The organism is Streptomyces sp. NPDC107500, assembly GCF_055582785.1.
The window spans coordinates 301448-314173 of record NZ_JBVJPF010000005.1 but is presented as its reverse complement, the minus strand read 5'-3'; the positions used below and the strand labels follow the sequence as shown (position 1 = coordinate 314173).

The window sequence follows — 12726 nt, the reverse complement described above, 5'->3', positions numbered from 1 at the left end:
CAGCATGCGGACGCCCGGTCACCTATCAGGGGGATCCGTCATCCCACCCCTGCCGCAGGGCAACCTTCCGTGCTATTCACGAGTCGCACAGTCGCGGCCCCATCCGCACCGACCACAACCCGGCCGCATATCTGGGGAATTCACCACAATCGGGGTATTTGACTTGATAAACAGCATTCTGGGCAGCCGCTCCCGCAGAGCCGCCGCCGTCACGCTGACCGGCGGCGCCGTCCTCGCGACCGGCGTCCTCGCCTCCGCACCCGCTCAGGCCGCCGAGCAAGGGTGGAAGGACCACCGCGTGCGCGTCGCCGTCGCCCCGGCGCCGTCGATCGCCGCCAAGGGCGGCTTCGTGATGAACGACGCCAACGGTGCCTCGCTGTACACCAAGGCCGCCGACACCAAGCGCTCCACCGGCTCCACGACCAAGATAATGACCGCCAAGGTCGTGCTCGCGCAGCCGAAGCTGAACCTGGACGCCAAGGTCACGATCCAGATGGCGTACAGCGACTACATCGTGTCGAAGAACGCCTCCTCCGCCCGTCTGATCGTCGGCGACAAGGTGACGGTCCGGCAGCTGCTCTACGGGCTGATGCTGCCGTCCGGCTGCGACGCGGCGTACGCGCTGGCCGACAAGTTCGGCACGGGCTCCACGCGGGCGGCCCGGGTGAAGTCGTTCATCGGCAAGATGAACTCCACCGCCAAGAGCCTCGGCCTGAAGAACACGCACTTCGACTCGTTCGACGGCATCGGCAACGGCAAGAACTACTCCACGCCGCGCGACCTGACGAAGCTCGCGAGCAACGCGATGAAGAGCTCGACCTTCCGCACGATCGTCAAGACCAAGAAGTACACGGCGAAGACGGTCACCAAGTCGGGCGGCACCCGCACCATGGGGGCCTGGACCAACACCAACACGCTGCTGAGCAGTTACAGCGGCGCGATCGGCGTGAAGACGGGCTCGGGCCCGGAGGCCAAGTACTGCCTGGTCTTCGCCGCGACCCGGAAGGGCAAGACCGTCATCGGCACGGTCCTGGCGTCCACGTCGTCCAACCAGCGCGCGGCCGACGCCACCAAGATCATGAACTACGGCTTCGGCAAGCTCTGACGGGACCGGGCCGCGCGTCCCGGACGGGGACGCGCGGCCCGGTTCGTCCCGGCTACGCCCAGCTGATCAACCGCTTCGGCTGCTCCAGGACCGCCGCCACGTCGGCGAGGACCTTGGAGCCCAGCTCGCCGTCGACCAGGCGGTGGTCGAAGCTCAGGGCCAGGGTCGTCACCTGACGCGGCTTCACCTTGCCCTTGTGCACCCACGGCTGGAGCTTGATCGCGCCGACCGCGAGGATCGCGGACTCGCCGGGGTTGAGGATCGGCGTGCCGGTGTCGACGCCGAAGACGCCGACGTTGGTGATGGTCACCGTGCCGCCCTGCATGGCGCCGGGGCTGGTCCTGCCCTCCCGCGCCGTCGACACCAGCTCGCCCAGGGACCCCGCCAGCTGCGGCAGCGTCTGGGCGTGGGCGTCCTTGATGTTCGGGACGATCAGGCCCCGCGGGGTCGCGGCGGCGATGCCCAGGTTGACGTAGTGCTTGACCACGATCTCCTGCGCCGCCTCGTCCCAGGAGGCGTTGACGTCCGGGTTGCGCTTGATCGCGACCAGCAGGGCCTTGGCGATCAGGAGGAGCGGGTTCACGCGCAGGCCCGCGTACTCCTCGTCCTGCTTCAGCTCCTCGACCAGCTTCATCGTGCGCGTCACGTCGACCGTCACGAACTCGGTGACGTGCGGCGCGGTGAACGCCGAGCCGACCATCGCCGCCGCCGTCGCCTTGCGGACACCCTTGACCGGGATCCGGGTCTCCCGCGCGGTGTCGTGCGACGCCGGCGCCACCGGTGCCGGGGCGGCCGCCGCGGGGGCCGCCTGCGGTTCCGGCCGGGCCGGTGCGACGGCCGCGTGCACGTCCTCGCGGGTGATGACGCCGTCCGGGCCGGAGGGCACCACGGTCGCCAGGTCGACACCGAGGTCCTTGGCCAGCTTGCGCACCGGCGGCTTGGCCAGCGGGCGCTCGCCGGGGACCGGCGCGGCGGCCGGCGCGTGGCCGTTCCCATGGCCGTTCATCTCGGCCTGGATGGCGGCCGCCGCCGGGGCCTGCCGGTCGTCCGGGGCCTGGGCGCCCTTGCGGGGGCGGCGGCGGGTCGCGGAGGTGGAGACCCCGTAGCCGACCAGGACCGGCTGGCGGCCCTCCGGCTTCTTCTCCTCCGCGTCGGCCGGCGCCTCCTCGGCCGCGGCCGGGGCCGCCTCCTGCACGGGGGCCTCGGCCGCCGCGCCGCCCACGGCGACCGCGATGATCGACGTGCCCACGTCGACGGTGGTGCCCTCGGGGAAGTGCAGCTCGCGGACCACACCGTCGTAGGGGATGGGCAGCTCGACGGCGGCCTTGGCCGTCTCGACCTCGCACACCACCTGCCCGTCGGTGACCGTGTCACCGGGCTTGACGTACCACTTGAGGATCTCGGCCTCGGTGAGTCCCTCACCCACGTCGGGCATCTTGAACTCACGCACGGAGCTGTCCGTCATCGTCGTCACGCTCCCCTCCTCAGTACGCCAGCGAGCGGTCGACGGCATCCAGCACCCGGTCCAGGTCGGGCAGGTACTCCTCCTCCAGACGCGCCGGCGGGTACGGGGCGTGGTAGCCGCCGACCCGGAGCACCGGGGCCTCCAGGTGGTAGAAGCAGCGCTCCGTGATCCGGGCCGCGATCTCCGCGCCCGAGCCCAGGAACACCGGTGCCTCGTGGACCACGACCAGGCGGCGGGTCTTCTCCACCGACGCCTGGATCGTGTCGAAGTCGACCGGCGAGATGGACCGCAGGTCCACCACCTCCAGCGACCTGCCCTCCTCGGCCGCCGCGTCGGCGACCTCCTGGCAGAGCTTCACCATCGGGCCGTACGCGGCCAGCGTGAGGTCGCCGCCCTCGCGCACCACGCGCGCGGTGTGCAGCGGGCCCGGGATGGCCTCCCGGTTGACCTCGGCCTTGTCCCAGTAGCGCCGCTTGGGCTCGAAGTAGATCACCGGGTCGTCGCTCTGGATGGCCTGCTGCATCATCCAGTAGGCGTCCGCCGAATTCGACGGGGAGACCACCTTCAGGCCCGCCACGTGCGCGAACAGCGCCTCGGGGGACTCGGAGTGGTGCTCGACCGCGCCGATGCCGCCGCCGTAGGGGATGCGGATGACGATCGGCATCTTGACCTTGCCCAGCGAGCGGGCGTGCATCTTGGCCAGCTGGGTGACGATCTGGTCGTAGGCCGGGAAGACGAAACCGTCGAACTGGATCTCCACCACCGGCCGGTAGCCGCGCAGGGCCAGGCCGATGGCGGTGCCGACGATGCCGGACTCGGCCAGCGGGGTGTCGATGACCCGGTCCTCGCCGAAGTCCTTCTGGAGGCCGTCGGTCACCCGGAAGACACCGCCGAGCTTGCCGACGTCCTCGCCCATGATCAGGACCTTGGGGTCCGAGTCCAGTGCGCGGCGCAGCGACTCGTTGATCGCCTTGGCCAGCGCCATCTTTTCCGCTGCCATGTCAGACCCCCTCTGCCTCGGCGAACGACGCCTGGTAGGCGGCGAACTGGGCTCGCTCCTCGTCGACGAGCGCGTGCCCGTCCGCGTACACGTTCTCGAAGATGGCGAACCGGTCCGGGTCCGGCATGGCACGGACCACCTCGCGCACTCGCTTGCCCAACGCCTCGCTCTCCGCCTCCAGTTCCCCGAAGAATCCCTCGTCCGCGTGGTTTGCGGCCTCCAGGAAGCGGCGAAGACGCAGGATCGGGTCCTTCGCCTCCCACGCGGCACGCTCGTCGTCGTGCCGGTAGCGGGAGGGGTCGTCCGAGGTGGTGTGGGCGCCCATGCGGTACGTGTACGCCTCGATGAGCGCCGGGCCCTCGCCGCGCCGCGCCCGCTCCAGCGCCCAGCGGGTGACCGCGAGGACGGCCAGTGCGTCGTTGCCGTCGACGCGGACGCCGGGGAACCCGAAGCCCTGGGCGCGCTGGTAGAGCGGCACGCGGGTCTGCTTCTCGTTGGACTCGGAGATCGCCCACTGGTTGTTCTGGCAGAAGAACACCACGGGGGCGTTGTAGACGGCGGCGAAGTTGAACGCCTCGCTGACGTCGCCCTGGCTGGAGGCGCCGTCGCCGAAGTAGGCGATCACGGCCGAGTCCGCGCCGTCCTTGGTGATGCCCATCGCGTAGCCCGTGGCGTGCAGCGCCTGCGAGCCGATCACGATGGTGTACAGGTGGAAGTTGTTGCCGTTGGGGTCCCAGCCGCCGTTGTTCACGCCGCGGAACATGCCGAGGAGGTTGGTCGGGTCGACCCCGCGGCACCAGGCGACGCCGTGCTCGCGGTAGGTCGGGAAGACGTAGTCGTCCTCGCGGGTGGCCCGGCCGGAGCCGATCTGGGCGGCCTCCTGGCCGAGCAGCGAAGCCCACAGGCCCAGCTCGCCCTGGCGCTGGAGGGCGGTGGCCTCGGCGTCGAAGCGCCGGGTGAGCACCATGTCGCGGTACAGGCCGCGCAGCTCGTCGGGGGTGATGCCGTCGACGAACGAGGCGTACTCGGCGTACGGCGAGTTCTTGGCGGGCTTCACGCGCTCGCCCTCGGGGGTCAGCAGCTGCACCAGCTCCGTCTCGGAGCCCTTCTGAGCAGCGGTGCGGGTGGTGCGAGTGGTGCGTGCGGTGCGCTTGCCGGTGGTCTCGGCTTGGGTGCCGGTGGTGCCGGCCGCCTTGCTTCCGGCGCTGCGTCGCGGCTTGCGCGCGGCAGTGCTCTCGGTCACGTGTGCTCCTCCGTCGGTCCGGCCCCCGGGTTCGCCGGAAGCCAGTGCGGCTCACCTGTGTCCCGGCGGTCGCACGAGGGTGGGTGCGGCCCGATCGGGGGACAGGCGTGACAGGTGCCCCGGCGAGCGCCCTGCGAACTGCACGTTACCCAGTGCTCCACATTTCTGTGAAACCCCTCCTGACCTGCGTTTTTACTCGGATTTCCAAGTAAATCGGCGAAGTGCGGAAGTTGTCCTGGTCACAGCCTCGCAGGGGGCCGGAACAACGGCACGTTATCCCGGCCACCCCGGGCACGGGAAGAGTCGGTGTGTGACACTGACCGCGTGCGCGAAGACGGAAAAATCCGGGTATTCCTCCTCGACGACCACGAGGTGGTGCGCCGGGGGGTGCACGATCTGCTCTCGGGCGAGTCCGACATCGAGGTGGTCGGCGAGGCCGGCACGGTGGCCGACGCCGCGGCCCGGGTCATGGCCACCCGTCCGGACGTGGCGGTGCTGGACGTCCGGCTGCCCGACGGCAGCGGCGTCGAGGTGTGCCGCGACATCCGCTCCCGGGACGAGTCCGTCCGCTGCCTCATGCTGACCTCCTTCGCCGACGACGAGGCCCTGTTCGACGCGATCATGGCGGGCGCCTCCGGGTACGTCCTCAAGGACATCCGGGGCGCCGAGCTGCTGAGCGCCGTACGCGGCGTGGCGGCGGGCAAGTCGCTGCTCGACCCCGCGGCCACCGCGCGGGTGCTGGAGCGACTGCGCGACGGCGGCGCCAAGCCCGACGACCGGCTGGCCCGCCTGACCGACCAGGAGCGCCGCATTCTGGAGCTGATCGGCGAGGGGATGACCAACCGCGCGATCGGCGAGCGGCTGAACCTGGCGGAGAAGACGATCAAGAACTACGTGTCGAGTCTGCTGGCCAAGCTCGGGATGCAGCGGCGTTCCCAGGCGGCTGCCTTCGTGGCCCGGCTGGAGGCGGAGAGCCGCTGAGCCGCCCGAACCGGGACTTACGTCCCGTCCTGCCGGGGCGGGCGACTCTGTCGCCGCCGCATCCGCTCGCGCACAGTGAGTGCATGCCCACCGACGCACAGCACGCCGTAGGCCTGCTCGCCCGCACCGCCTACGGCCGCGCTGCCACGACCATGCGCGCCCTGCCGTTCCTCGCCTTCGCGCGCCACATCGTGGCCGACGCCCGGGTCCTGCTGCGCATGCCGCGCAGCTGCGGCTACCACCAGGTCTGCGCCGGGAGCGTCGTCGCGTACGGCGCCGACAACCTGAGCACCGCCGGGCCCGGCGAGAGCCTGTGGTCGGCCCAGGTGGTGGGCCGGTGCGAGGCGCACGAGCCGAGCGCCGCAGAGGTCGAGCGGTTCGGCCCCGCACCGCGCCGGGTGGACGGCGAGCCGTTCGACCCGGTCTACCTGCGGATCGAGCCGCAGTTCGGTTCGGTGCACGTCACGGAGGACACCGTCGGCACCCTGTGACCCGCGGCGCTCCGGTCAGCCGTTGCCCTCTTCGCCGCCCGGGGCCCCGGTCCCGCCGCCGCCCTCGGTGCCGCCGGTCGGATCGCCGGTCGGGTCGCCCGTCGGCCCGGTCGGGTCCGTCGTCGGGTCGTCCGTGGGCGTCGTCGGATCGCCGGTCGGGTCGCCGGTGGGGTCGCCGGTCGGCTCCTCCGTCTGACTCTGGGAGGGCGTGTAGGAGGGTGAGTACGACGGCGTCCAGTCGCCACCGCCGGTGCCGCCCCCGCCGTTGTCCTGGTCCGTGCCCGGGTCGGTGTTCTCCTGCGTCTCCTCGTCGCTGGGCGACGGGCTGGGCGACTCGTCGCCGGTGCTCTCCGAGACGCTGGCGGACGGACTCTTGTCCGTGTCGGTGCCGCCCTTGCCGTCATCGCCGTTGTTCAGGGCCAGCGCGACGCCGGCCGCGATGGCGATGACCGCGAGGACGGCCAGTATCCACAGCTTGCCGCGGCCGCTGCCCTTGTTGCCGTTGCCCTCGAAGCCGCCGTCGTCGCCCCCGCCGTAGCGGCCGGGCAGGATCGGCTGCGGGATCTGCTGGGTGCCCGACGTTCCGTGGCCGGGGTTCGGCATCACCGACGTGCCGGCGAGACCGGCCGCCGGCGTCTGCCGGCCGTCGTGCGCGGTGACCGGGCCGGTGTTCCAGGTGCCGGTGTGGCTGCCCTGCTCGTAGAGCATCTGGAGCCCGTACTGGACCAGCCCGCGCATCTCCTCGGCGGTCTGGAACCGGTCGTCGGGCTCCTTGGCCAGGGAGCGCATCACGAGGCCGTCCAGCTCCGGCGGGGTGGCGTCGGAGACCTCGGACGGGGGCGTCGGGATGTCCTGGACGTGCTGGTAGACCACGGACAGCGGGGTCTCGCCGGTGAACGGCGGGCGCAGCGCGAGCAGTTCGTAGAGCAGGCAGCCGGTCGCGTACAGGTCGGAGCGGTGGTCCACGGCCTTGCCGAGGGCCTGCTCCGGGGAGAGGTACTGCGGGGTGCCCATGACCATGCCGGTCTGCGTCATCGTCGTGGACGCGCCGTGCAGGGCGCGGGCGATGCCGAAGTCCATCACCTTCACCGCGCCGTTGTTGGTGATGATGACATTGGCCGGCTTGATGTCGCGGTGCACGATGCCGTGCTGGTGCGAGTAGGCGAGCGCCTCCAGGACGCCGGAGACGATGATCAGCGCCTGCTCGGGGCCGGGCGCCTCGGCGTTCAGGAGGAGGTCGCGGATGGTGCGGCCCTCGACGATCTCCATCACGATGTACGGCACGGACTGGCCGCCGACGAAGTCCTCGCCGGAGTCGTACACGGCGACGATCGCGTGGTGGTTGAGGCCGGCCACCGACTGCGCCTCGCGCGTGAAGCGCGCCTTGGAGACCGGGTCCTCGGCCAGGTCGGCGCGGAGCAGCTTGACCGCCACGGTGCGGCCCAGGCGGACGTCCTCGGCGGCGAACACCTCGGCCATGCCGCCCCGCCCGAGTCTGCGGGTCAGCCGGTACCGGCCGTCGCCGACAAGGCCGCCGTTGCCCCAGGTCTCCGGCGCGTCAGCCATACCGCCGCCATTCGCCTCGGGATCGGACGGGCCCTGGGCGCGCTGCTGCTGTGCCATCAGTCCTCGCCGTCGTTTCTGCCCGCGGTGCGCGCGGTGTTGTTACGGTCTCCGTCGGCCACGCTACAGGCTCCGCGGCGGCCTCCGGTCCGGGATGGGGGGCCGGGACCGGACATGAGACGGACCGGTCATGAAACCCTGGTTCCTTACTGTCGTGCAAATTCTGTGTACCGGCGGTACGGCGGCTGTAACGCTTCCGCGACGCTTCTTTCGCGTACGGTCACGGAACGGGCACCGCGCTTGACGTGTCAGTGCCCTCGGGCAGACTTGGCCGGGAATAGCACTTTCGATCACGAGCGCGCGGCCCGCTGCCACCGGCGCCGCGGCGCCTATGGGGGACGCAGAGACATGAGCCAGGACGCCGGACAGGGCCGGTACGCGGGGCGCGCGCTCGCCGGCGGCCGCTACCAGCTGCGCGACTTGCTCGGCGAGGGCGGCATGGCCTCCGTGCACCTGGCGTACGACTCGGTCCTCGACCGCCAGGTCGCGATCAAGACGCTCCACACCGAGCTGGGCCGGGAACAGGCCTTCCGCGAGCGCTTCCGCCGCGAGGCCCAGGCCGTGGCCAAGCTCACGCACACCAACATCGTCTCGGTCTTCGACACCGGCGAGGACGAGCTGGACTCCATGACGACGCCGTACATCGTCATGGAGTACGTCGAGGGCCGCCCGCTGGGCTCGGTGCTCGACGAGGACGTCCGCCAGCAGGGCGCGATGCCCGCCGACAAGGCGCTGAAGATCACCGCGGACGTGCTGGCGGCGCTGGAGATCAGCCACGAGATGGGCCTGGTCCACCGGGACATCAAGCCGGGCAACGTGATGATGACCAAGCGCGGCGTGGTCAAGGTCATGGACTTCGGCATCGCCCGCGCCATGCAGTCCGGCGTCACCTCGATGACGCAGACCGGCATGGTGGTCGGCACCCCGCAGTACCTCTCGCCGGAACAGGCCCTCGGCCGCGGCGTGGACGCCCGCTCCGACCTGTACTCGGTCGGCATCATGCTGTTCCAACTGGTCACCGGGCGGCTGCCGTTCGACGCGGACTCCCCGCTGGCCATCGCGTACGCGCACGTGCAGGAGGAGCCGGTGGCCCCCTCCTCGGTCAACCGGTCGCTGCCCCCGGCGGTGGACGCGCTGGTGGCCCGCGCCCTGAAGAAGAACCCGAACGAACGCTTCCCGAGCGCCGAGGCCATGCGGGACGAGTGCCTGCGGGTGGCGCAGTCCTTCCACGCCGCCCCGCCGAGCATCGTGCCCGGCGCGGCCGCGGCGAGCGGCGCCGGTGTCGGCTCCGCGGTCTTCCCGCCGGTCGACCAGAGCACCCCGGCCCCCACCGGCCCCGTCCAGACGCCGTACCAGCCGACCCCGGCCCCGAACCCGTACGGCGGCCCGGCACCCGCCACGCACTCGCCCGCCGCCTACGGCTATCCGCAGCAGGGCGGCTACCAGACGCCTGCCCCGTACGGACAGCACGGGCAGCAGGGCGCGTCCACGCCGCCGCCGTACAACCTGACGCCGTCGGCCCCGGCCTCCGGCGGCGCGGGCGGGGGCAAGAACAACAAGCCGGTGATCATCGGCTCGATCGTGGTCGCCGTGGTGGCCGTCGGCGGACTGGTCGGCGCGCTGCTGATGAACGGCGGCGGCGGTGACGACCCCGAGGCGGGCAACTCCCCCAGCGCCTCCGTGTCGGCGTCGAAGGCGGCGGGCTACCGCGGGCCGGACAAGACGAAGACCATGGAGAAGGACGAGTGCACCGAGCCGGAGGAGTCGTACAACGACCCCGACAAGATCAAGGTGCCGGACTTCACGTTCAAGTACATCGGCTCGGTCAAGGAGTGCTTCAACGCCGCGGGCTGGCGGATGAAGGTCGTCGAGGTCGACGAGAACACATACGGCGAGGGCTCGATCCGGGACCAGTTCCCGGCGGCCGGCACGGACGTCGACCCGGAGGACATGCCGGAGATCCAGCTCAAGGTCTCGACGGGCAACCCGGCCTCCGAGTGAGCGCGTGACAGCGCGAAGGGCCCGGCAGCAACCGCTGCCGGGCCCTTCGCGCTGTCGTGGGGGAGGCTCCCGCGGGTCGGGAGCCCCACCAGAGGCTAGAGGTACGGGCCGCCCGAGCGGCCGCCCGGCTGCGGGGGCTCCTCGCCGTCCGGGACGACCCCCGGCGGCAGGGCGCGGCGCATCTGCTCCAGCTGGGCCCGCGCGGCCATCTGCTGGGCGAACAGCGTGGTCTGGATGCCGTGGAACAGCCCCTCCAGCCAGCCGACCAGCTGCGCCTGCGCGATCCGCAGCTCGGCGTCGGTCGGGGTCACGTCGTCGGTGAACGGCAGGGAGAGCCGCTCCAGCTCCTCGACCAGCTCCGGGGCCAGACCGTCCTCCAGCTCCTTCACCGAGCTGGAGTGGATCTCCTTGAGCCGGGCCCGGCTCGCCTCGTCCAGGGGCGCGACGCGCACCTCCTCCAGCAGCTGCTTGATCATGCTGCCGATCCGCATGACCTTGGCAGGCTGTTCCACCTGCTCGGTCACCGGAATCTCGCGGGAGTCGTCGTCCCCGCCGCCGCCGCTGAGCGCCATTCCGTCCTGGCCGACGACCAGGATCTGGGGGTTCTCCGGCGACCTGTCGTTCCTCGGCATCTCCATGCCGCCATTGTCTCGCACCGGTGCGCGGCGGCCGGGCGGTGCCCCCGCCCAAAGGTGTCGCACCGCGTTCGGACCCGTCCGAAATGCCGGAATCGTCGCCTGGTGTGAGGCTTGTTCCGTCGATTTTCCACGACTGGTTACACCGGGAGGGGGTCACGGACGTGACTCCATGGCTGCGCACACTGCGAGCGACGGGACTGGTGGGGGCACTGGGGTTCGGCGCGCTGGTGTCGCCGTACGGGGTGGGGGCGGCGCACGGCGTCGCCGGGTTCGCGGCGGTGGGGGGCGCCTTCACGCCGTCCCCCTCGGGGCCGGGGCACGGTGCGGTGCCGGGGGCCGCCGCCGACCGACCCGACGGCGGCGGGGACCAGGACGGGCGGGGCGGGCACGAGCGCCCCGGGCAGTCCAGCGGGCACGAGCGCCCCGGCCGCCCGGAGCGCCCCGAGCGTCCCGAGGCCGGCCCCGCCGCGCCCTCCGCCGGGCAGACCCGGCCCGGGGGCGGGAGGGCGCACGGTTCCGCCACGCCCTCCACCACGGCCTCGCCCTCGAAGTCCGGCGCCTCGGCGCGTTCCGCGGCGCCCGCCGTCTCCACGCCGGAGCCGTCCCGGGCGGGGAGCGTGCCGGGCGAGGGCAGGCAGCGGCCCGGCCGTGCCGGGGAGTGGAGGCCGGGGAGGGACGGCGCCCACGAGAACGCCGACCGCAGGGCGCGGGGCGACCACGACGGGCCGGCCGAGGACCCGGCCACCGCCCAGCCGCCCGGCGAGGCCGCCCTGGTGCCCTCCGCCGCGCCGTCCCAGTCCCAGCCCGGGACCGGCACGCGTGCCGCCGCCACCGAGCCCGTGCTGCGGGTGCTCCCCCTCGGCAGCGGCCTGGTCCTCATCGGCCTCGGCCTGGCCCTCGCCTTCGTGGGCCTGCGCCTGCGCCGGGGGTAGCCCGGCGCCATGACGGACCACGGCCCGCCCGCGGGACACAGCGCCGCCCGCGCCAGGCGGGCCGGCCCGCCGGATGGTGCCCCGGACGCGGGGCCCGGCGCGCCCACCGGCGTCTGCGCCATGCTCCGGCGCCGGCAAGGCGGCGTGGCCTGCCGGCGACCCGATCCGCCGGAGGCCCTACGACCCGGTGACCAGCAGCACCTTGCCGATGTGGCCGCTCTCCTCCACCACCCGGTGGCCGTCGGCGGCGTCGCTCATCGCCAGTTCGCGGTCGACGACCGGGCGTACGCGAGCACTGCCGTCTCCGGCGAAGAGCGGCCAGACGTGCTCCCGTACAGCGGCCACGATGGCCGCCTTCTCCTCCGGCGGGCGGGCCCGCAGCGAGGTCGCGCTCACGGCGGCGCGCTTGGCGAGGAGCGTGCCGATGTCCAGCTCGCCCTTCCGGCCGCCCTGCATGCCGATGATCGCCAGCCGGCCGTTCACCGCGAGGGCCCGGACGTTGCGGTCCAGGTACTTGGCCCCCATGTTGTCGAGGATCACGTCGGCGCCCGCGCCGCCCGTCGCCTCCTTCAGCTCGGCGACGAAGTCCTGCTCCCGGTAGTTGACCAGGATGTCGGCGCCCAGCGCGGCGCAGCGCTCCAGCTTCTCCGGGGTGCCCGCCGTCACGGCGACGCGCGCACCCACCGCCTTGGCGAGCTGGATCGCCATGGTGCCGATGCCGCTGGAGCCGCCGTGCACGAGGAACGTCTCGCCGGGCCGCAGGTGGGCGACCATGAAGACGTTCGACCAGACGGTGCAGACCACCTCGGGCAGCGCCGCCGCCTCCTTGAGGCCGACGCCCTTGGGCACCGGCAGCAGCTGGCCGGACGGAACGACGACCTTCTCCGCGTAGCCGCCGCCCGAGAGCAGCGCGCAGACCTCGTCGCCGACGGCCCAGCCGGACACGCCGGGCCCGAGCGCGGCGATCCGCCCGGAACACTCCAGTCCGGGGTACGGGGAGGCGCCGGGCGGGGGATCGTAGAACCCCTGGCGCTGCATGATGTCGGCGCGGTTGACGGCGCTGGCCGCCACCTCGACCAGGACCTCGCCGTCGCCGGGCACCGGGTCCGGGACCTCGGTCCAGACCAGCGCCTCGGGGCCGCCGGGTTCGGAAATCGTGATCGCATGCATGGGGCGACGCTACTCCTGTGGTCCTCCGTGCCCGGGTCCCCGGACCGAGCGCCCTGCGACTTTGGGACCGTCCCTCC

The 12726-nt window shown here is 72.3% G+C and carries 11 protein-coding genes; 5 read left to right on the top strand and 6 right to left on the bottom strand.

The genetic code is table 11. The features are described from left to right. Positions 1-163 precede the first annotated feature (163 nt). Positions 164-1105, top strand: coding sequence for a D-alanyl-D-alanine carboxypeptidase family protein (locus ACZ67M_RS21725; RefSeq protein WP_361356876.1), 942 nt, complete (start codon positions 164-166; stop codon positions 1103-1105). 52 nt (positions 1106-1157) lie between these two features. On the opposite strand, the gene ACZ67M_RS21720 is transcribed toward ACZ67M_RS21725, so the two are convergent. The 3 genes from ACZ67M_RS21720 to pdhA are packed head-to-tail and all read right to left on the bottom strand — an operon-like array spanning position 1158 to position 4813. Beyond that, on the bottom strand, positions 1158-2570 hold the full coding sequence (locus ACZ67M_RS21720) for a dihydrolipoamide acetyltransferase family protein (protein WP_469852590.1): 1413 nt from the start codon (positions 2568-2570) through the stop codon (positions 1158-1160). 19 nt (positions 2571-2589) lie between these two features. After that, on the bottom strand, positions 2590-3570 hold the full coding sequence (locus ACZ67M_RS21715) for an alpha-ketoacid dehydrogenase subunit beta (protein ID WP_122616625.1): 981 nt from the start codon (positions 3568-3570) through the stop codon (positions 2590-2592). 1 nt (position 3571) lies between these two features. Then, positions 3572-4813 carry a pyruvate dehydrogenase (acetyl-transferring) E1 component subunit alpha gene (pdhA, locus tag ACZ67M_RS21710; protein ID WP_361356873.1) on the bottom strand — a complete coding sequence of 414 codons (1242 nt, stop codon included), beginning with the start codon at positions 4811-4813 and terminating at the stop codon, positions 3572-3574. A gap of 324 nt (positions 4814-5137) precedes the next feature. Here pdhA and ACZ67M_RS21705 point away from each other — a divergent pair, with 324 nt between their 5' ends. Further along, positions 5138-5794: a response regulator transcription factor gene (locus ACZ67M_RS21705; protein ID WP_352157072.1), complete on the top strand. Its 657-nt coding sequence runs from the start codon at positions 5138-5140 to the stop codon at positions 5792-5794. 83 nt (positions 5795-5877) lie between these two features. Continuing rightward, on the top strand, positions 5878-6285 hold the full coding sequence (locus ACZ67M_RS21700) for a pyridoxamine 5'-phosphate oxidase family protein (RefSeq protein WP_361356870.1): 408 nt from the start codon (positions 5878-5880) through the stop codon (positions 6283-6285). 15 nt (positions 6286-6300) lie between these two features. Here the strand turns inward: ACZ67M_RS21700 and ACZ67M_RS21695 are convergent, their stop codons facing one another. Continuing rightward, a complete protein-coding gene (locus tag ACZ67M_RS21695; protein WP_392011283.1) occupies positions 6301-7908 on the bottom strand; it encodes a protein kinase domain-containing protein in 1608 nt (535 codons plus the stop codon). Between the two features lie 348 nt (positions 7909-8256). Here ACZ67M_RS21695 and ACZ67M_RS21690 point away from each other — a divergent pair, with 348 nt between their 5' ends. Further along, entirely contained in the window at positions 8257-9909 is a 1653-nt protein-coding gene (locus tag ACZ67M_RS21690) for a Stk1 family PASTA domain-containing Ser/Thr kinase (RefSeq protein WP_361356864.1), read from the top strand. Between the two features lie 95 nt (positions 9910-10004). Here the strand turns inward: ACZ67M_RS21690 and ACZ67M_RS21685 are convergent, their stop codons facing one another. After that, positions 10005-10547 (bottom strand): bacterial proteasome activator family protein, encoded by a 543-nt coding sequence (locus ACZ67M_RS21685; RefSeq protein ID WP_361356861.1) that lies wholly within the window; start codon positions 10545-10547, stop codon positions 10005-10007. A 161-nt stretch (positions 10548-10708) separates the two neighbouring features. On the opposite strand from ACZ67M_RS21685, the gene ACZ67M_RS21680 reads away from it, so the two are divergent. Then, complete coding sequence (locus ACZ67M_RS21680; RefSeq protein ID WP_469852268.1) at positions 10709-11479, top strand: hypothetical protein; 771 nt, start codon at positions 10709-10711, stop codon at positions 11477-11479. A gap of 177 nt (positions 11480-11656) precedes the next feature. Here the strand turns inward: ACZ67M_RS21680 and ACZ67M_RS21675 are convergent, their stop codons facing one another. Continuing rightward, complete coding sequence (locus ACZ67M_RS21675) at positions 11657-12649, bottom strand: NAD(P)H-quinone oxidoreductase (RefSeq protein WP_392011277.1); 993 nt, start codon at positions 12647-12649, stop codon at positions 11657-11659. Positions 12650-12726: the final 77 nt, after the last annotated feature.